At 52.2% G+C, this 19,342-nt stretch carries 22 protein-coding genes; 4 read left to right on the forward strand and 18 right to left on the reverse strand.

The annotated features are described in order from the left end of the window. Positions 1–3: 3 nt before the first annotated feature. Both H8L32_RS13565 and H8L32_RS13570 read right to left on the reverse strand, forming a co-directional pair. Positions 4–600, reverse strand: coding sequence for an SCO family protein (locus H8L32_RS13565; protein WP_186947770.1), 597 nt, complete (start codon positions 598–600; stop codon positions 4–6). Continuing rightward, positions 593–1,309 (reverse strand): SURF1 family protein, encoded by a 717-nt coding sequence (locus H8L32_RS13570; RefSeq protein WP_186947771.1) that lies wholly within the window; start codon positions 1,307–1,309, stop codon positions 593–595. Before H8L32_RS13570 ends, H8L32_RS13565 begins: the two co-directional genes overlap by 8 nt. Positions 1,310–1,369: 60 nt before the next feature. Here H8L32_RS13570 and H8L32_RS13575 point away from each other — a divergent pair, with 60 nt between their 5' ends. Next, positions 1,370–1,570, forward strand: coding sequence for a twin transmembrane helix small protein (locus H8L32_RS13575; RefSeq protein WP_186947772.1), 201 nt, complete (start codon positions 1,370–1,372; stop codon positions 1,568–1,570). A 156-nt stretch (positions 1,571–1,726) separates the two neighbouring features. Here the strand turns inward: H8L32_RS13575 and H8L32_RS13580 are convergent, their stop codons facing one another. The 7 genes from H8L32_RS13580 to H8L32_RS13605 form a co-directional block, all read right to left on the reverse strand. Continuing rightward, complete coding sequence (locus H8L32_RS13580; RefSeq protein ID WP_186947773.1) at positions 1,727–2,587, reverse strand: cytochrome c oxidase subunit 3; 861 nt, start codon at positions 2,585–2,587, stop codon at positions 1,727–1,729. 39 nt (positions 2,588–2,626) lie between these two features. Further along, complete coding sequence (locus tag H8L32_RS13585; RefSeq protein WP_186947774.1) at positions 2,627–2,842, reverse strand: DUF2970 domain-containing protein; 216 nt, start codon at positions 2,840–2,842, stop codon at positions 2,627–2,629. Beyond that, on the reverse strand, positions 2,839–3,426 hold the full coding sequence (locus tag H8L32_RS13590; RefSeq protein ID WP_186947775.1) for a cytochrome c oxidase assembly protein: 588 nt from the start codon (positions 3,424–3,426) through the stop codon (positions 2,839–2,841). The genes H8L32_RS13585 and H8L32_RS13590 overlap by 4 nt, the downstream gene beginning before the upstream one ends. Positions 3,427–3,437: 11 nt before the next feature. Further along, entirely contained in the window at positions 3,438–3,545 is a 108-nt protein-coding gene (locus H8L32_RS27575; RefSeq protein ID WP_222619350.1) for a cytochrome oxidase small assembly protein, read from the reverse strand. 47 nt (positions 3,546–3,592) lie between these two features. Continuing rightward, positions 3,593–5,188 carry a cytochrome c oxidase subunit I gene (ctaD, locus tag H8L32_RS13595; RefSeq protein ID WP_186947776.1) on the reverse strand — a complete coding sequence of 532 codons (1,596 nt, stop codon included), beginning with the start codon at positions 5,186–5,188 and terminating at the stop codon, positions 3,593–3,595. A gap of 24 nt (positions 5,189–5,212) precedes the next feature. Beyond that, a complete protein-coding gene (gene coxB, locus H8L32_RS13600; protein ID WP_186947777.1) occupies positions 5,213–6,400 on the reverse strand; it encodes a cytochrome c oxidase subunit II in 1,188 nt (395 codons plus the stop codon). A gap of 220 nt (positions 6,401–6,620) precedes the next feature. Further along, positions 6,621–7,535 (reverse strand): methyltransferase domain-containing protein, encoded by a 915-nt coding sequence (locus H8L32_RS13605; protein ID WP_186947778.1) that lies wholly within the window; start codon positions 7,533–7,535, stop codon positions 6,621–6,623. A gap of 97 nt (positions 7,536–7,632) precedes the next feature. Here H8L32_RS13605 and H8L32_RS13610 point away from each other — a divergent pair, with 97 nt between their 5' ends. The 3 genes from H8L32_RS13610 to H8L32_RS13620 all read left to right on the forward strand — a co-directional run bounded on the left by H8L32_RS13610 (position 7,633) and on the right by H8L32_RS13620 (position 11,557). Continuing rightward, the gene (locus H8L32_RS13610) at positions 7,633–8,385 is read left to right on the forward strand and encodes a ComF family protein (RefSeq protein ID WP_186947779.1); all 753 of its coding nucleotides are present in this window, start codon (positions 7,633–7,635) and stop codon (positions 8,383–8,385) included. Positions 8,386–8,398: 13 nt separating this feature from the next. Beyond that, positions 8,399–8,869: a tRNA (uridine(34)/cytosine(34)/5-carboxymethylaminomethyluridine(34)-2'-O)-methyltransferase TrmL gene (trmL, locus tag H8L32_RS13615; RefSeq protein WP_186947780.1), complete on the forward strand. Its 471-nt coding sequence runs from the start codon at positions 8,399–8,401 to the stop codon at positions 8,867–8,869. Between the two features lie 177 nt (positions 8,870–9,046). Beyond that, positions 9,047–11,557: a sensor domain-containing protein gene (locus H8L32_RS13620; protein ID WP_186947781.1), complete on the forward strand. Its 2,511-nt coding sequence runs from the start codon at positions 9,047–9,049 to the stop codon at positions 11,555–11,557. Here the strand turns inward: H8L32_RS13620 and rfaE2 are convergent. From rfaE2 to H8L32_RS13665, 9 genes are all read right to left on the reverse strand, one after another. After that, on the reverse strand, positions 11,546–12,025 hold the full coding sequence (gene rfaE2, locus H8L32_RS13625) for a D-glycero-beta-D-manno-heptose 1-phosphate adenylyltransferase (RefSeq protein WP_186947782.1): 480 nt from the start codon (positions 12,023–12,025) through the stop codon (positions 11,546–11,548). The two genes, H8L32_RS13620 and rfaE2, sit on opposite strands and share 12 nt — an antisense overlap. Before the next feature lie 263 nt (positions 12,026–12,288). Continuing rightward, positions 12,289–13,152, reverse strand: coding sequence for a ferritin-like domain-containing protein (locus tag H8L32_RS13630; RefSeq protein ID WP_186947783.1), 864 nt, complete (start codon positions 13,150–13,152; stop codon positions 12,289–12,291). A gap of 119 nt (positions 13,153–13,271) precedes the next feature. Then, entirely contained in the window at positions 13,272–14,204 is a 933-nt protein-coding gene (locus H8L32_RS13635) for a CysB family HTH-type transcriptional regulator (RefSeq protein ID WP_186947784.1), read from the reverse strand. An 8-nt stretch (positions 14,205–14,212) separates the two neighbouring features. Next, positions 14,213–15,277 (reverse strand): sulfate/molybdate ABC transporter ATP-binding protein, encoded by a 1,065-nt coding sequence (locus tag H8L32_RS13640; protein WP_186947785.1) that lies wholly within the window; start codon positions 15,275–15,277, stop codon positions 14,213–14,215. Between the two features lie 11 nt (positions 15,278–15,288). Continuing rightward, on the reverse strand, positions 15,289–16,191 hold the full coding sequence (gene cysW / locus H8L32_RS13645) for a sulfate ABC transporter permease subunit CysW (RefSeq protein WP_186947786.1): 903 nt from the start codon (positions 16,189–16,191) through the stop codon (positions 15,289–15,291). Further along, on the reverse strand, positions 16,191–17,045 hold the full coding sequence (cysT, locus tag H8L32_RS13650) for a sulfate ABC transporter permease subunit CysT (protein ID WP_186947787.1): 855 nt from the start codon (positions 17,043–17,045) through the stop codon (positions 16,191–16,193). The genes cysW and cysT overlap by 1 nt, the downstream gene beginning before the upstream one ends. A 186-nt stretch (positions 17,046–17,231) precedes the next feature. Beyond that, on the reverse strand, positions 17,232–18,077 hold the full coding sequence (locus H8L32_RS13655) for an EAL domain-containing protein (protein WP_186947788.1): 846 nt from the start codon (positions 18,075–18,077) through the stop codon (positions 17,232–17,234). Between the two features lie 28 nt (positions 18,078–18,105). After that, positions 18,106–18,321 carry a TOBE domain-containing protein gene (locus H8L32_RS13660; RefSeq protein WP_186947789.1) on the reverse strand — a complete coding sequence of 72 codons (216 nt, stop codon included), beginning with the start codon at positions 18,319–18,321 and terminating at the stop codon, positions 18,106–18,108. A 91-nt stretch (positions 18,322–18,412) separates the two neighbouring features. Next, a complete protein-coding gene (locus tag H8L32_RS13665; protein WP_186947790.1) occupies positions 18,413–19,342 on the reverse strand; it encodes an ATP-binding cassette domain-containing protein in 930 nt (309 codons plus the stop codon).

Consider the following 19,342-nt stretch of genomic DNA (forward strand, 5'->3'; position numbering starts at 1 on the left):
ACATCACCCTATCGCTGAAGCACGCAATAATTTGCTGAGATCTTTTTTGATCTTGTTCGGATCGGCATCTTTGGGGAAGCGCATCATCAGATTGCCGATTGGATCTATCATATAAATGTGATCGCTGATCTGGGTGCTGCTTTCTGTTGGCAACCAGGCCTTGAGAACTGCCGGATCCACCTTCAGCATACGCGCACCATCAAACTGGCGTATTAATGCGGTATCGATGGCGACATCATCAGTGATCAGCCAGACCCGTTCTATCCTGTCCATTTCCTTGCCTTGTGCCACACGCAACTGACGGATGTCATACATTCTCTTTTGACATGCTTCGGCACAGGCACCACTATCAACTTGCAACATGATCCATTTACCTTTGTAGGCATCCAGTCCAACCACGGGATCGGTCGCAGATGCACCCAGCGGACGGCCCGCTATTTTTGGCATGGGATAGTTGCGCGGGTCCAGTATGCTGCCGTAATTGGTACGGCCGCTGGGTTTGATGACATAGTAAGCCAGGTAAGAAAAAATCATGGGGGCGGCACAGACTGCCAGCACCATCAATAATTTCCAGCGACCACGCGAAGTTTGTTTATCCATTTTTTCCACGGCGAAATCCAGTAACAACAAAAAATACAAAAGCCATCAGGGCCAGGGCACACCATTGAAAAGCATAGCCCCTGTGCTTGTCAGCCCCGGCAGACGGTAAAGGCCAGTCACGCGACAGCTTGTCCCCGGCAGACGAGGTTTGTTCTACGATGAAGGGATAGAAATTCCATCCAGTCTGTTTCACAATCCCATCCAGTTCCAGATTCTGCACGATACTGCCAGGTTTGACGGTTTCCGGTGCGCCAAGTTGCATGACACGATCCAGCTGATCCCTGACTATGCCTTCCAGTACCAGCTCACCTGTTGGTGCAGGGTCAGCCGACACATGCGTGCGGTCACGCGCATCGCGTTGCTGCCAGCCCCGTGCTACCAGCACATACCGGTTACTGCCCGTCAGCCTGAAGGGCATCAGCACATACAGCCCCGCCTTGCCCTGCAAGGGCCGGTTATCCAGGTAAACCGGCCATTCATTCATGAACTGGCCACGTAACTGCAGTTTGCGAAATGCCTGTATCTCTGATGCCGGCGTCGTCGCGGTCAATGCCAGGGCGGGTAAATGCTGGCGATCTGCCATCTGCGTGGCGATCAGTTCTTTTTCCTGCGCACGTCGCGTCTGCCATTGCGCCAATGCAATACCCAGGCTGACCAGCAGCAGGCAGGCAATGAAAGGAATGGGGCGAAAACGGAAGGAAATAGGCATTCAGGTATTAAGGTATTACAATGAGGACATCAATCTAACCAGCATGAACAATAGCTCAGTATGAAAATTCTTGTCGCCGTCGCGTTTTTTCTCATCATCTTCAGCCTGGGATCTGCCCTGGTATATCTGATGAAGGACAAGGGAAAAAGTAATCGCACCGTTAAAGCGCTGGCATTTCGCGTGGGATTTTCCATCACCCTGTTTTTGCTGATATTGCTGGCCAATCATTATGGCCTGATACAACCTACCGGCATCAGGTAAACCTGCCTGCCCTGTTGCGCCATGAGCTGGATCCAATCACGGCAACAAAGCGTTTGATCTAGATAAATACAGATAAATATAGATAAAAAAGCCATGTAAAAAAGCCGCACTATCTGTGCGGCTTTTTTTATGCCACTCTGGGTAGCTGATGCCTGCTTACAGCCAGTACACCACAACGTACAGACCGAGCCAGACCACGTCAACAAAGTGCCAGTACCAGGCGGCGCCTTCGAATGCGAAGTGATGCTCAGGTGTGAAGTGACCCTTCATCACGCGGTACAGTACCACGGACAACATGATTGCCCCCATGGTCACGTGGAAACCATGGAAACCGGTCAGCATGAAGAATGTAGAACCATAGATACCGGATGTCAGTTTCAGGTTCAGTTCATGGTAAGCATGGATGTATTCGTAAGCCTGGAAGCCCATGAACACTGCACCCAGCAATACGGTAGCAAACAACCAGAATGCTGTTTTCGCACGGTGACCTTCACGCAACGCATGATGGGAAATCGTCAGCGTTACACCCGATGTCAGCAACAGTGCTGTATTGATGGTAGGGATAGGGAAAGGACCCATGGTCTTAAAGGCTTCGATCGTGCCAGCCGGACCAGTGTTACCCCAGTTGGCGGCGAAGTCAGGCCACAATACCTTGTGATCCAGATCAGCCAGCCAAGGCATACTGATGCTGCGCGCATAGAACAGGGCACCGAAGAAAGCGGCAAAGAACATGACTTCAGAGAAGATGAACCAGCTCATGCTCCAGCGGAAGGACACGTCAATACGTGCGCTGTATTTGCCGCCTTCGGATTCAGCAATCGCGTCACCAAACCAGTTATACAACACGACCAGTGTCAGGGCGATACCGGCGAGGTTCAGGTAAGAACCCCATGCCAGACCATTAACCCAGGCCGAAGCACCTATCATGGTCAGCAATAAGGTGGTGCCAGCGAACACAGGCCATTTGGATGGGCCTGGCACAAAATAATATGGCGCTTTAGCGTGTTGAGAACTCATTTCCATCTCCCGATGCAATTTAATGTACTACTTGAATTGTTATTTGGCGACAACGTGCTTCACGATCACGATCAGCGTTGCAATAAAAATCAACGCACCGATGATACCGGCAATTATCACGTGAACAGGATTCAACTGCGCTGCATCCCGTTCATAATCATTTTTCTTGCGTATCCCCAAAAACGACCAGAATACGGCTTTCATTGTTGCTAAAAACGAAGCCTTACGCTTGCTTGCTTCTTTCAGATCACTCATGACTTGCCCTGCCCTTCAGCCACTGCAGCCTGCGATTTACCACCGACTTCAAAGAAGGTGTAAGACAGGGTGATAGTCTTGACATCCTTGGGCAAGGCCGGATCTATGTAAAACACCACCGGCATCTGCCGTGCTTCATTCGGCCCCAGCGTTTGCTGCTTGAAGCAAAAACATTCCATTTTCTTGAAGTAGCTGCTGGCCTGCTGCGGTGCGTAGCTTGGTATTGCCTGCGCATCCATCTTGTAAGCCTGCTTGTTGACTACTTCATAGACAACTTGCGTCATCTCACCGGGATGCACTTTCATGCTTGCCACGGTAGGGCGAAAACGCCATGGGCCTTGCGTATTCGCATCAAACTCTATGGTGACTTCACGACTTCTGTCGATCTGGGAATTGGATATTTCTTTCACCGAAATATCTTTGGGGGTCAGAATATTTACCCCGGTTAATTCACAAATCTGCTTGTAGATAGGCACCAGCGCATAACCGAAACCGAACATCAAGACTGCAATCACCAGCAACTTGCCCAGCATTTTTGCATTCAGCTTGCGCCTGCCACCTGCACCGGGTTCATCTTGAAACATGCACTATCCTATCAGCGTAACCAGGTTTGTTTAATGATGACGCCGGCAAAAAACACCAACGCAACAGAAAACAGGATGATTGCGGTTCTGAGGTTATTCGGTTTCTTTTGATTACTCATTTTTTGTCTTGCCCCGGCATGACCGGGGCAAGCCTAAGGCTACCCGATTATTTAAATTCTGGTGGTTCTTCAAATGTATGGAAAGGCGCAGGGCTAGGCACTGTCCATTCCAGACCTTCAGCGCCATCCCATGGTTTTGCAGCCGCTGGTATGCCACCTTTGATAGAAGGAATAACCACTGCCAGGATGAAGTACACCTGCATCAGACCAAAACCAAATGCACCAATAGTTGCAACCTGGTTGAAATCAGTGAATTGCGCAGGGTAGTCGGCATAACGACGTGGCATACCGGCCAGACCCAGGAAGTGCATAGGGAAGAAAGTCACGTTGAACAAAATCAGCGAACCCCAGAAGTGGATTTTGCCGCGAGTTTCGTTGTACATGAAACCTGTCCATTTTGGACCCCAGTAGTAGTAACCGGCAAACAATGCAAACAGGGAACCTGCCACCAGCACATAGTGGAAGTGGGCAACCACGTAATAAGTATCCTGCAACTGGATATCAATCGGTGTCACCGCCAGGATCAGGCCTGTGAAGCCACCCATGGTGAACACGAAGATAAAGCCGACAGCAAACAGCATAGGCGTCTCGAAAGTCATCGAGCCTTTCCACATTGTCGCTACCCAGTTAAATACTTTCACGCCTGTAGGTACCGAGATCAGCATGGTGGCATACATGAAGAACAACTGGGCCGTCACTGGCATACCGGTTGTAAACATGTGATGCGCCCAGACGATGAAGGACAGGATCGCGATGGATGCTGTTGCATACACCATCGATGCATAACCAAACAAAGGCTTGCGGGCAAATGCAGGAACGATCTGGGAAACAATACCAAACGCCGGCAAAATCATGATGTACACCTCTGGATGTCCGAAGAACCAGAAAATGTGTTGGTACATGACAGGATCACCGCCGCCTGCAGCATTGAAGAAGGATGTACCGAAATGACGGTCAGTCAGCGTCATGGTGATCGCACCGGCCAGAACCGGCATAACAGCGATCAGCAGGTAGGCAGTAATCAGCCAAGTCCAGCAGAACATCGGCATCTTCATCAGTGTCATGCCAGGAGCGCGCATGTTCAGGATGGTCGTGATGATGTTGATGGAGCCCATGATGGAAGACGCACCCATGATGTGAACCGCGAAAATCGCCATGTCCATACCAGGGCCCATCTGTGTGGACAACGGTGCATACAGTGTCCAGCCAGCAGCAGTTGCGCCGCCAGGTACCCAGAAGGAACCCAGCAACAACAGGGCTGCGGGAGGCATCAGCCAGAACGAGAAGTTGTTCATGCGGGCAAACGCCATATCGGACGCGCCGATTTGCAGCGGGATCATCCAGTTGGCAAAGCCAACGAATGCCGGCATGATCGCGCCGAACACCATGACCAGACCGTGCATGGTGGTCAACTGGTTGAAGAACTCCGGTTGCATGAGTTGCAGGCCAGGCTGGAACAATTCGCTACGAATGCCCAGGGCCATGACACCGCCGGCCAGCAACATCGTGAAAGCGAACCACAGATACAGGCTACCGATATCTTTATGGTTGGTTGCAAACAACCAGCGCTGGAAACCATGAGGATGGTCATGCGCGTGGTCGTGAGAGTGATCGTGAGCGTGATCAGCTGTAGTAGTGCTCATCTTTTCTCCTGTTCTTCCTGTTTATTACTTACGCGCAGCCAGAACTTCAGCCGGTTGGACGATGTTTTGTTCCGCTTTATTGGACCAGCTATTGCGTGTGTAAGTAATTACCGCTGCAATTTCAGTATCCGACAAAGTTGCCTTCCAGGCGGGCATGCCAGCCTTACCATTGAGCACAATACCTACCTGCGCTTCTTTTGGTCCGGTGACAACAGCAGAACCATCCAGTGCAGGGAACGCACCCGGCACACCTTTACCAGTGGCCTGGTGGCAAGCCACGCAGTTTGCTGCATAGACTTTTTCACCGCGCTGTTTCAACTCGTCTATTGTCCAGACTTTGCTTGGATCATCTGCCTTGGCGGCCATTTCTTTCTTCTTGACGTCTACCCATTTTTTGTAGTCGTCATCAGAAACCACTTTAACCACGATAGGCATGAACGCATGTTCCTTACCGCACAATTCCACGCATTGGCCGCGGTATGTACCGATTTTTTCAGCCTTGAACCAGGTATCACGCACAAAACCGGGGATCGCATCTTGCTTGACGCCGAAAGCCGGGATAGTCCAGGAATGGATCACGTCATTCGCTGTAGTGATGATGCGGACTTTTTTATTGATTGGAACGATAACTTCGTTATCCACTTCCAGCAGATAGTTGTCACCGCGCTTTTCAGTCGGTTCAACACCGGGCGCACCCACTTGTGTGCGTGGAGTAGACAGTGTGGACAGGAAGGAAATACCTTCGCCTTCGCCCTTCAGGTAGTCATAGCCCCATTTCCATTGCATGCCGGTGGCTTTAATGGTGATGTCGGCATTCGACGTGTCTTTCATTGCCACAACCGTTTTGGTAGCGGGCAAAGCCATGACGATAACGATAATGAATGGAACGATAGTCCATGCAATTTCAACTGCCGTGCTTTCATGGAAAGTGGCAGGCTTGTGACCAACAGATTTGCGATGTTTCAGGATGGAGTAAAACATCACCCCGAAAACTGCAACAAAGATCACCAGACAGATAACCAGCATCAGGTTATGAATGGAATAGATTTGCTCTGCAATTTGTGTCACTGGCGGTTGCAGATTTAACTGCTTAATCGCCGGACCGCCCTGGCTGTCAACAGCCGGACCATTCACCACCGCCCAAGACGGCAAACTAGCCGCCAACAGCGAAGCACCCAGCATGAACGACTTTAATCGCTTAGCATGTTTCATGAATTTCCCCAAACCCCGATTAGAATTCTTTTAACAGAGCGCCAGGGACACAGATTCAAAAATTACAAATGCGTACCGGCAACTTCCACAACTGCGAGAGTATAAGGCGTAAAGCAGGGTGATATCAAGCAGAATACATAGCGGCGAGCCATGATCTGGCGCAAATGTCACAAAGGTTTATTCCGGGAAATTCAGCTTTCTACCTATTCTTTGACATCAGTTAAAGCCCTTTTTTGTGCTGATCGAAGCGAATGATGGCTTCGCCTGCTGCCGTTTTTCTGGATACCGGGCGGAAAGCATGTCCGTACACAATTTCAAAACTCAGTTCCAGTTGCCCCTGCGCATTGCGCTGCTTTTCCAGACCCGCCAGCAGCTTGCGGTAGGCCGTGCGGCCAAACAAACCCTGACGACGTGTCATCAAGGGGTTGCCGCCAATCGCACGCACGTCCTGCAAGAGTTTATTAACATCTGTATACGTCAGCGTTATTTTTTCCATATCCATGACCGGCGTGGAAAAACCGGCATTCACCAGCATATCGCCAAAATCATGCATGTCGACAAAAGGGATGGTATGCGGTAATTCATCAACACCAGCGAAGGCCTGGCGCAACTCGATCAGGGTATCCGGGCCAAAACAGGAAAACATCAGCAAGCCTTCGGTACGCAAGACCCGGCGCCATTCAGCAAATACCAGATCAGGTTGCGGATGCCAGTGCAGGGCCAGATTGGACCAGATCAGGTCCATGGAGCCATTGGCCAGCGGCAGACGGGCAAAATCAGCACACAATAATTGCTGGGCCGCATCTTGCCGCAACACGCCTGGCGTCCATTTCGCCAGCAAACGGCCCACCGCAGACATTGCGGCTTGCTGTTTTTGCAATCCTGCCTGCAACATCGCAAAAGAGGCATCGACACCAAAGGCAAGCGCACCGGGATAATTTTTTTGCAACTCGGCCACATCATCGGTTTCGCCACAGCCAGCATCAAGCAGGTGCTGCGGCTGGATTTTCACCAGTTCCAGCTTTTCCCGCATGCGGTTGGCGATTTCACGCCTAAGGAAGGCGGATGGACGGATTTTTTCTGGTCTTGCAAACAGGCGACGAACCAGTTGCAGGTCTATGGGTGCACTCAACATAAGCAAATAATGATTTTAACAACACAGGAGATGCGATAAGCTGGCAGTCTACACGCTTGCCTGGTGGATTGCTTACCCGCTCATCACAGATAAAGTCATGCAAGGCTTACCCGGTGCCCTGTTGCACCACCTGAAAAATAGTCTCAGTGCGCTGCTGCCTGGCAGTTGCGCCTTATGCCGGCAAGCGGCCAGCATAACCGACATGGCTGTATGCGCAGCCTGTCGCTATGCCTATTTTGCGCGCCAGCAGGAACGCTGCCTGCAATGTGCCCTGCCCTTGCCGGCCAACGCTGTCAGCCCGCGCTGTGGTGATTGCCTGCGCAATCCGCCAGCGTTTGACATGACGGTTGCTGTCTGCGACTATGCGGCCCCACAGGATCAACTGGTACTGGCACTCAAATTTGGCCATGAGTTAGCACTTGCTCCGTGGTTTGCCTTGATGCTGCGTGACAGCATTCTGCGTAGACCGGCTTTTGAACTGCCTCATTATCTGTGTGCCGTACCGCTGGGCACGCAAAGGCTGGCTGAACGCGGTTTCAACCAGGCGCTGGAAATTGCCCGCCCCTTATCCCGGCAATTGGGCGTGCCCCTGCATACCGGACTTTTGCATCGCAGCCGTGAAACGGCACGGCAAAGCAGCCTGCCAATTGATGCCCGTGCCCGCAATATCAGGCAAGCCTTCAGTCTGGATGAACATGAACTGCATGCCGTGAAGGACTTGCACATCGGCATCATCGATGATGTCATGACCACTGGCATGACCATGCATGAAATAGCTACAATGCTGAAACGTTACGGCGCAGCCAAAGTCAGCACCTATGTATTTGCCCGTACTCCTCCCCATCTTTAATGAAGGAAATGCCTTGTTTCACGTCGTCCTGGTTGAACCGGAAATCCCGCCAAATACTGGCAACATCATACGTTTGTGCGCCAACACCGGGGTGCAACTGCATCTGATCGAGCCACTCGGCTTTCCGCTGGACGATAGCAAGATGAAGCGTGCCGGCCTCGATTACCACGACTACGCCACCATGAAAGTGCATAAGAACTGGGACGCCTTCCTGGCGGCGGAACAACCAGATGCGCAACGCATGTTCGCCATGACCACGCATGGTTCTTCAACCTTTGCCAGCCTGGCTTTCCAGCCGGGCGACTATTTTGTGTTTGGCGCGGAAACCCGCGGCCTGGCACCAGAACTGCGGGAATCCTTTCCCGCCGGACAACGCATACGTCTGCCCATGCGACCAGATAACCGCAGCCTGAACCTGTCCAACACCGTGGCAGTGGTGGTGTATGAAGCATGGCGACAAAACGGCTTTGCCGGTGGTAGCTAAAACAGCAACAGGCTGAATGTCTGTTGATCAAAATTACCACATCAACAATGGAAATTTGCTTGCTTACCCGGAAAATCCTTTAGGATTCATAGATCACATTCTGTATTACGTCCTGTACTTCGTCCTTTTTTTGGACGACACAAAAAGCATTTCCCTATTCCCCGATAACAACACAACGTGGAAAACCAAGACCAGAACGTGCAAAATTCTGCCGGCGAAGCATTCGGAGATAATCTTGAGCAACTGCGGCATTTAATCGATGCCCTGCCAGTATGTATTTCTTTTCTGGACAGGGAATACCGCTACCAGTTCATCAATGCCGTGTACATGGAATGGTTCGGTCTGCCCAAATCGGAAGTTCTTGGCCGGCATATCGCCGATGTCATTGGCAAGGAAGCCTTTGAACATGTGCGCTCGTATATAGAGCAGGCACTGAGCGGCCACAGCATTTCATATGAAGCCACCGTGCCTTATCAGCATGGCGGCAGCAGGAATATTGCAGCCCGGATATTTCCGGTGTTCGACAGCCGGGGCGACGTACGTGGTTGCTACGCGATGATCGTCGATACCAGCCAGCACAAGCGCGACGAAGAACAATTACACGCCCACGAAGAGCGCTGGCAACTGGCACTGGAAGGGGCAGGCGACGGCGTCTGGGACTGGTATCCACAGACTGGCGTGGAAATCCTGTCAGATCGTCTGAAAGAAATCTACGGCTATGGCGAGGACAATATTGCCGATCTGTCGGAAGAACTGGACCGCCGCACCCACCCCGATGACCTGTTGCAAATGCAGCGTGACCGGCAAGCCCATTTCGATGGACTGGCCCCTATCTACATCAATGAACATCGCGTGCAATGCAAGGATGGGAGCTGGAAATGGATATTGACACGCGGCACCGTCATTGAAAGAAATGCAGAGGGTATGCCTACCCGGGTAGTCGGCACTCACACCGATATCTCTGAAAGAAAACAGGCTGAAGTTGCCTTGCGCGAAAGTGAAGAACGTCTGCGCATGGCGCTGTCGGCAACCCATCAGGGTCTGTACGATCTGAATTTAAAAACTGGGGACGCTATCGTCAGCGTCGAATATGCCAAGATGCTGGGCTATGACCATGCCAGCTTTCAGGAAAGCAGCAGCCTCTGGGCGGCGCGCCTGCACCCGGACGATTTTGCAGCAGCCGAACGCGCATTTCGCGACCTCCTCGGAGGCAGGTCCAAAGAATACCGTGTCGAGTTCAGGCAAAAAACCGCCAATGGTGACTGGGGCTGGATACTCTCGGTCGGGGCCATCGTTGAATGGGACAAGGAAAACCAGCCCTTGCGCATGCTGGGCACGGTGCTCGACATCACGGAAAAGAAAAAGACCGAAGCCCTGATCTGGCAACAGGCGAATATCGATACCCTGACCGGCCTGCCCAATCGCCGCATGTTTTATGACAGGCTGGATCACGATATCAAACTCAGCAAGCGCCACAAAATGCCGCTGGCGGTACTGTTCATCGATCTGGATTTTTTCAAGGAAGTCAACGATACCCTGGGACACTCCACCGGTGACATCCTGCTGGTGGAAGCCGCCCAGCGTCTGCGCAATTGCGTCAGGGAAAGCGATACGGTCGCTCGCCTGGGCGGAGATGAATTCACCGTATCATTACCAGAAATGCAGGAACAGGACAGGGCCGAGATCATCGCGCAACATATCATCCGCGCCATGTCTACCCCGTTCCAGATTGCCGGCGAAGAAATCTATCTGTCGGCCAGCGTAGGCATCACCCTTTATCCGCGAGATGCCGATAACCTGGATGATCTGATCAAGCATGCCGATCAGGCCATGTATGCCGCCAAGGACCAGGGCCGCAACCGCTTCAGTTATTTCACGCCCAGCCTGCAGACCGCCGCACTGGCACGCCTGCGCATGACCAATGATTTGCGGGTAGCGATCGCCGAACAACACCTGCAAGTGTATTTCCAGCCCATCGTCGACCTGCATACCGGACGCATACAGAAAGCCGAGGCACTGGTGCGCTGGCGACATGCGCAACTGGGTTTCATCAGCCCCATGGAATTCATACCGATTGCAGAAACCAGTGGCCTGATCCTGGCAATCGGCGATCTGGTGTTTCGTGAATCCGTCAAATGGGTGAAGCAATGGCGTCAGGACTATCACCCCGATTTCCAGGTCAGTGTCAACCAGTCACCGATGGAATTCCAGGGGGATCAGGAACGTTATGTGAACTGGATACAGTACCTGGCGGACCAGAATCTGCCGGGCCAGGCCATCATCGTGGAAATCACCGAGGGCTTGCTGCTGGATGCCAGCCATAAAATCACCAGCAAGCTGTTGCAGTTCCGCGATGCCGGCATACAGGTGGCGCTGGATGATTTTGGCACTGGCTATTCTTCCCTGTCTTACCTGAAGAAATTCGACATTGATTATCTGAAGATAGACCAGTCCTTCATCCGCAATCTGGCACCGGATTCCAGCGATATCGCCCTGTCCGAAGCCATCATCATGATGGCGCACAAGCTGGGGTTGAAGGTAGTCGCAGAAGGTGTGGAAACAACGCAACAAAGTCAGTTGCTGGAACAGGCTGCCTGTGACTTTGCGCAGGGCTACCTGTTTGCCAAACCGCTGCCACCAGAAGAATTTGAACTCTTGCTGCAACAGCAAAAAGCCTCAGCCAGCTGACCTGACTTTGGCCAGCAATTTGCTGGTGGAACGGTCATGTTCAAACTCAATTGCGGCTACCTGGCCGCCGTACGCCAGCACGGCCTGGCCTTCGGGTATGGTCGCCATATCGTAGTCCCCCCCTTTGACGTAAATATCCGGATGCGCGGCCAGCACTGCCTGCAAGGCCGTATCCTCATCAAAATCGACCACCAGGCTGACCGCTTCCAGCGCGGCCAGTACTGCCATGCGGTCTTCACAAGTATTCACGGGACGATCATCGCCTTTACCGAGACGCTTGACTGAAGCATCGGTATTCACCGCCACCACCAGCGATGCCCCCAGCACCCGCGCATCCGCCAGATAACTGACATGACCGCGATGCAGGATGTCGAACACACCATTCGTCATGACCACTGGTTTCGGCAACGCGAGCACACGCTCAGCCAATTCGCTGCGTGTAGTAATTTTTTTTTCGAATTCTGGCATGATGGGTTATGAGTGATTGACGAGAAAGACCTCTCAACACAGAGGCACAGAGGTGGCACAGAGGAGCACAGAGAAAACCTTAAGTAGCTAAACAAGACTGCGATTTGCACTCATTCTACAAAGGTTTTCCCTTGTTTTTCTCTGTGCCCTCTGTGCCCTCTGTGCCACCTCTGTGCCTCTGTGTTGAGAGGTCTTGAATTTATAAACAAAAACGCCGCTGGTATCAGCGGCGATTGTAACTGCTTGCAGTCAGCAGACCAAGCTTATGCAGCACTTGGCAGGCTGCCTGGCAGAATAATCAGCCTTTGCGCCACTTCCTTGCGGTAGCGGTTCAAATCTTGCACGGTTTCAAATGTACGCTCAAACAACAGCGACATATTGTGCAGAATGCGGTCGACAACTTTCTTTTCCCACACACCGTCAAACTTGATCTGGCCATCCAGCCAGCGTTCCAGCCAGTCCGGGTCAGGCAGGCGAGACTGTATGGTGTCGTTCGGGAACAGGGCCTGATTCACATGCAGATTGGTAGGATGCAACGGTTTTTCCGTACGTCTGGCCGATGCCATCAGGACACCGATCTTGGAAAATGCCGCCCGTGCCACATCGCCCGCTTCAGCCAGGGATTTTTTCATGTAACGCAGATAAGCACCACCATGACGTGCTTCATCCTGGCTAATGATTTTGTAGATATGTTTGATCACTGGCTCAGTGTGCCAGTCAGACGCGCAACGATACCAGTGATTCAGGCGTATCTCGCCGCAAAAGTGCAGCATCAGCGTTTCCAGCGGTGGTGCCGGGTCGAACTCGAAACGTACATTGTCGAGTTCTTTTTCTGTCGGTACCAGTTCAGGATGAAAACGGCGCAGATATTCCATCAGCACCAGTGAGTGTTTTTGTTCTTCAAAAAACCAGATTGACATGAAGGCGCAAAAATCGCTGTCGCCACGGTTGTCGCGCAAGAACATTTCTGTCGCAGGCAGGGCCGACCATTCTGTGATGGCATTCATCTTGATGGTTTGCGCCTGTTCTGGCGTCAGTTTGCTGGCGTCATATTTATCCCAGGGGATATCAGACTCCATATTCCAGCGCACTTGCTCCAAAGACTTGAATAACTCAGGGTAAAGCATGGTGAACCTCTGATAAAAATAGCAAAAATTAGAATCTTTTACCTAATTTTACCAGAGAGATGTGACGGCTTCACGACAAGCCTGTTTTGCTGACAAATCGCTGTTACAAATTTCCTGCTTTAATTCACTTCATTGTCGCTGATGGCCTGCCGTACTTCTTCACGGTCCAGGCTCGGGGCGAACTGTTGTATGAATTCATAAGTATAGCTACGCAGGTAGGCACCGCGCCTGACTGCAAGCCGCGTTACATTCGGCGCGAACAGATGACCGGCAGATATGGTCCGCAGACCATGCGCACGCTGCACTTCTATCGCCATTGAAGCAACCAGCCCCACGCCCAGACCCAATGCCACATATTGCTGGATCACATCTGAATCCATGGCAGTCAGCACGATGTCGGTACGCAGGCCCGCCAGGCGGAAGGCATCATCGATATGACCACGACCGGTAAACCCTACATCATAAGTAATCAGCGGGTAGTTCGACAGGTCTTCCAGCGTCAGCACATCCTTGTTCAGCAGGGGATGGTTTTCCGGAACTACCACCACGTGGTTCCATTCATAGCAGGCGAAAGATGCCAGATCCTTGAATTGCGACAAACCTTCTGTTGCAATTCCGATATCCGCCTTGCCAGACAAGACCCATTCGGCAATATGTTCAGGTGAACTTTGTTGCAGGGCAATGCGCACATCCGGGAAAGCCTGGCGGAAACCCTGTACCACTTTCGGCAAGACATAGCGGGCCTGGGTATGGGTCGTAGCGATGGTCAGCGTACCCTTGGTCTGGTCTGAATAATCCTCGCCTGCCTGACGCAGGTTTTCTGCTTCCAGCAACAGACGTTCGATGATGGGCAGGATATCGCGACCCGGTTCGGTCAAACCGGTCAGTCGCTTGCCGTTGCGTTCAAAAATATCAACGCCCAGTTCTTCTTCCAGCTCACGTATCTGGCGGCTGACGCCAGGCTGTGAAGTGAACAAGACATTGGCGACTTCCGTCAGGTTGTAACCACGGCGCGATGCTTCACGAATGGAGCGTAATTGTTGGAAATTCATGGCTTACCTTATTGAGCGTCGACAAACACATGGAGGCGCTTGGGGCGCACTACCAATGCTTCACCGACTTTGAGTTTCAGTTGTTCACAACGTTCGGTGGAAATCATGGCTTCCACCAGTTCACCGTTGTCATCCCGTTCCAGCTCCAGCTGTGCCAGCGGCCCTATGCTGTGCACGCGGCGCAATTGCACCACCAGCCCGGCAGCGCCGGGTGAATAACGATCAATTTCCAGCTCATGCGGTCGCACATATCCGGTGCCGAAAGCATCGCGCGTATCGGCATGACCAGGCGCTTCAAACGGTACGCCATCAGCATCCAGTATGCCTTCATGGATACGACCACGGAACAGGTTCACATTACCAAGGAAACCGTATACAAAAGGCGTGGCTGGATGGTGATACACCTCAGCCGGGGCACCGACCTGCTCGACCTTGCCGTGGTTCATGAGCACGATCTTGTCGGCCACTTCCAGCGCTTCTTCCTGATCATGGGTGACGAAGATACTGGTCACATGCAATTCATCATGCAGGCGGCGCAGCCAGCGACGCAATTCCTTGCGCACCTTGGCATCCAGCGCACCGAAAGGTTCATCCAGCAACAGTACGCGCGGTTCCACAGCCAGCGCACGGGCCAGCGCAATACGCTGACGTTGGCCACCAGACAATTGCGGTGGATAACGATCAGCCAGCCAGTCGAGTTGCACCAGTTCCAGCAGCTTGGTGACCTTTTCCTTGATCTCGCTTTCCTTCGGGCGCAAATGACGCGGTTTGACACGCAGGCCGAAAGCGATATTTTCAAAGATGGTCATGTGCTTGAACAGCGCATAGTGCTGAAATACGAAACCCACCTGGCGTTCGCGCACATGCTGGGCCGACGCATCCTGACCATCCAGCAAGACCTGGCCGCTATCGGCATATTCCAGCCCGGCGATGATGCGCAGCAACGTGGTTTTGCCACAGCCCGATGGCCCCAGCAAGGCAGTCAGTTCGCCATTCGGAAAATCCAGCGATACCTTATCCAGCGCGGTGAAATTGCCAAAACGTTTTTGTAATTGATTAACAGCGATACTCACGGTGAACTCCCTTATTTCTCTTCATTCTTGTGGCAAAGGCGATTTTCACTGGTACGCCATTCGACTAATGATTTAAGTGCCAGCGTCAGCAAAGCCAGCAAAGTCAGCAGCGAAGCGACCGCAAAGGCAGCAGTGAAGTTGTACTCGTTATATAAAATCTCGACTTGCAGCGGCATGGTATTGGTCTCGCCGCGGATATGGCCGGATACCACCGATACCGCTCCGAATTCACCCATGGCACGGGCATTACACAAGATCACGCCATACAGCAAGCCCCATTTGATATTCGGCAAGGTCACATACCAGAAGGTCTTCCAGCCGGATGCCCCCAGCACCAGTGCCGCTTCTTCCTCTTCACTACCCTGCGCCTGCATCAGAGGAATCAGTTCACGTGCGACAAAGGGAAAGGTGACGAAGATCGTCGCCAGTACAATGCCCGGCACGGCAAACAGAATCTTGATTTCATGATCACGCAACCATTCGCCAAACCAACCCTGGGCACCAAACAGCAATACATAGATCAAGCCAGAAATGACTGGCGACACCGAAAACGGCAGATCAATCAGCGTCAGCAAGACATTCTTGCCGCGGAATTCAAATTTCGCGATAGTCCACGCAGCTGCCACACCAAATACCAGATTCAGCGGCACAGCGATGCCAGCTGCAATCAGGGTCAGTTTCACAGCAGACAAGGCATCTGGTTCGACAATAGCAGCCAGGTAAACTTGCCAGCCTTTTTTCAGTGCTTCGGCAAACACCGCTGCCAGTGGCACGAACAGAAACAGCGTCAGGAAAGCCAGCGCAGTCAGGGATAAAACAATGCGCACCCACAAAGGTTCTATGGTGGCAGCAGGAGTGATGACGGGCTCGTGCCGGCGTGCTGCCACAGGTGCATTGATGGTGATGGCAGTCATTATTCTCTCCCTGCGTTTTGTCGGCTGCGGGTCCAGGCCTGCAGGGCATTAATCGACAGCAAGAGGCTGAAGGACAGCAACAGCATCACCACAGCAATCGCGGTTGCACCAGCGTAATCGTATTGTTCGAGTTTGGTAATCATGAACAGAGGAGTAATTTCAGAAACCATGGGCATATTGCCGGCGATAAAAATGACAGAACCGTATTCACCGGTAGCGCGGGCAAACGCCAGTGCAAAGCCGGTCAGCAAGGCGGGCAGGATACTGGGGAAGATGACCCGTGCAAAAGTCTGGAAATGGCTGGCACCCAGGCTGACGGCGGCTTCTTCCAGTTCTTTTTCCGCCTCTTCCAGCACGGGCTGTACGGTACGCACAACAAAAGGCAGGCCGATAAAAGTCAGAGCAACCAGCACGCCCAATGGGGTGTAGGCCACCTTGATACCCAGCGGTACCAACAGCTTGCCTATCCAGCCATTCGGTGCATACAGAGTTGCCAGGGTGATGCCAGCGACCGCAGTCGGCAAGGCAAACGGCAGGTCAACCAACGCATCCACCAGTTTTTTACCGGGGAATTTATAGCGCACCAGCACCCAGGCAACAATGCCGCCGAAGAACACATTGATCAGCGCCCCCAGTAAGGAAGCACCGAAAGTCAGCTTATAGGAAGCGATAACGCGCTCAGAAGTGACCGTATTCCAGAAAGCCTCCCAGGTCATGGTAAAGGTCTTCAGAAATACCGCCGACAGCGGTATCAGTACGATCAGCCCCAGATAAAACAGGGTAAATCCCAGGGAAAGATGAAATCCCGGGATAACGCGCCTGACTTGTGGATTATTGCCAAAAAACCTTGCCATATGCAGCCCTTATTACAGATACGACTATTGATGAGTAATATTGGCAGTTTTTCGTTATATAGAAAACGAATTTTTTCTTATTCCTAAATTCGTTTTCCATATATGGAGCAGGCAAATTCAGCTTTTCGCTTTGTTTTTACTGAATTTTGATAATTATTAAGCAATAAATCAGGCTTGCAATGGATCTCATGCAAATTTGACAGTGTCTTCAAACAACACTGCCTGTTGATGTTCTGCCCTGCTTAACAGACCAGCTTTCGGCAAGTCAAACAGGAAGCCCTGTATCAGGTAAGGGCTGGCGGTCTGATTGCCTTCACGCAAGGCCTGTAGCCTTTTTTGATTTTCGATACGGCGGAAAATCACATGGCAATTGCCACGGTCGGCCTGTTCCAGCAAACGAACCTGTGCCTGCGCATCATTGGCCAGACTGATATCCACCTTGATGGAGTCGGGCCGTATGCGATCCAGCAAATCACTGGCCTGCTCCAGGCTGGCGGAATGCAGGCCAATACGGAAGCCATTGCGGCGATAATTTTCTGCCACATGGGTCAACACCCAGCGCTGGCTGGGCGTAATCTGCGGCAATTGCAGGATGACGTGGTGATGTGGCAATTCCAGCACATCCAGAATGCGGCGAAACGCCATACCGTGGTTTCCTTCCACCGCGGCCAGCAGCCTGCTGTGCACACTCAGATACAAGTCCAGTTGTGCACTTTCGGGCTGGCGGTAGAAGTTCAGGGTATGCAGCAGACGACACAAGCGGTCCAGTTCTACCGATTCATCATCATTGGCAGCGTTTTCCAGCAACTTCCAGATATTCAGACCCTGGTCATCGCTGGCATAACTGCGTGCATAGGCCTCATAGGCCACAACACGCCCGTCATCTCCTGAACGTATCGCCTGGAAGGCGCTGGTCAGGGTGGAATTAAAATACCGTCCACGGGCACGCCCCTGTTCATCCAGCCAGAGATTGGTGGTGGCCAGTGTACTTTGCAGGCGGCTCAGATAGTTTTGCAATGCGGGATAGTGCATGCAGACCTCTTCGAAGACAGTGGTGTTTCTATAATTTTGCAATCGATACTTCGGTTGCCTTGACCAGTGCCACCACTTCAGAACCGATGACCAGATTCAGGTCCTTGATGGAGCGGGTAGTGATCACCGAAGTCACGATACCAGCCGGCGTCTCTACATCCACCTCGGATACCACCGGACCTTCAATGATGGTTTTGATTTTTCCGCGAAATTGATTGCGGACGTTGATGGCTTGTATGCTCATGATGCTTCCTTTTGAAAACTTGAATGAAAATTAAAATGGAAATTAAAATGTAAGACTGTCTGCAATGCGGTAATACATGTACAGCAGCTTTCTAAATCGCCCATGCGACCTGGCTTACGGTTCGCAACAGTGAAACATCACCCAGTTCTGTATCCAGTTCTGGTGACGGTTTTTGCAATACCCGCCTTAATATGCTTTCTTCCAGTTCGGCAAATTTGGGGTTGCCGCGTGAACGCGGTCTGGGTAAATCAATCCTGCTGTCCAGGGTGATCTGACCATCTTCTATCAGGATCACACGGTCAGCCAGGGCAATCGCCTCCTGCACATCATGCGTCACCAGCACGGCAGTAAAGCCGCGTTGCTGCCACAGGCTTTCAATCAGGTTCTGCATTTCTATGCGGGTCAGGGCATCCAGCGCACCCAAAGGTTCGTCCAGCAATAACAGGGCTGGTTCGTGTACCAATGCTCTTGCCAGCGCAACGCGCTGACGCTGGCCACCTGACAGGACAGATGGCCACTCATCAGCGCGCTCTGCCAGCGCTACTTTCTGCAAAGCCTGACGGGCTTTGGACTGATCACTGCCAAGTCCAAGCGCCACGTTATCAATCACGGTTTTCCATGGCAGCAGGCGAGAATCCTGAAACATCACGCGAGTATCCGGTTTTTTGCCGGCCTGTCCCCGGGTCTGATCAGCATTGAATTCCAGGCTGCCGCTATCGGCCTGCTCCAAACCTCCAATCAGGCGTAACAGCGTGCTTTTGCCGCACCCGCTGCGACCGATCACAGCGACAAACTCACCAGCCTGCACTTGCAGGTTCAGTGATTTCAATACCTGCCGCCCCTGATACGACTTTTGTATGACACGCAAATCCAGTGATGCACCACGTCCAGCTTCAGTCTGCTCATTGGCGGCACTACCCCACTCACCGGCGGCGGTGGTTTCCCAACCACCATCCAGCTCTTCACGCAGGGCTGCGATTTCTGCCACGGCACTTAATGGAAATTCAGGAAACTGATGCAT

Origin of the sequence: Undibacterium hunanense, from assembly GCF_014284335.1 — a bacterium.
GTDB lineage: Bacteria > Pseudomonadota > Gammaproteobacteria > Burkholderiales > Burkholderiaceae_D > Undibacterium > Undibacterium hunanense.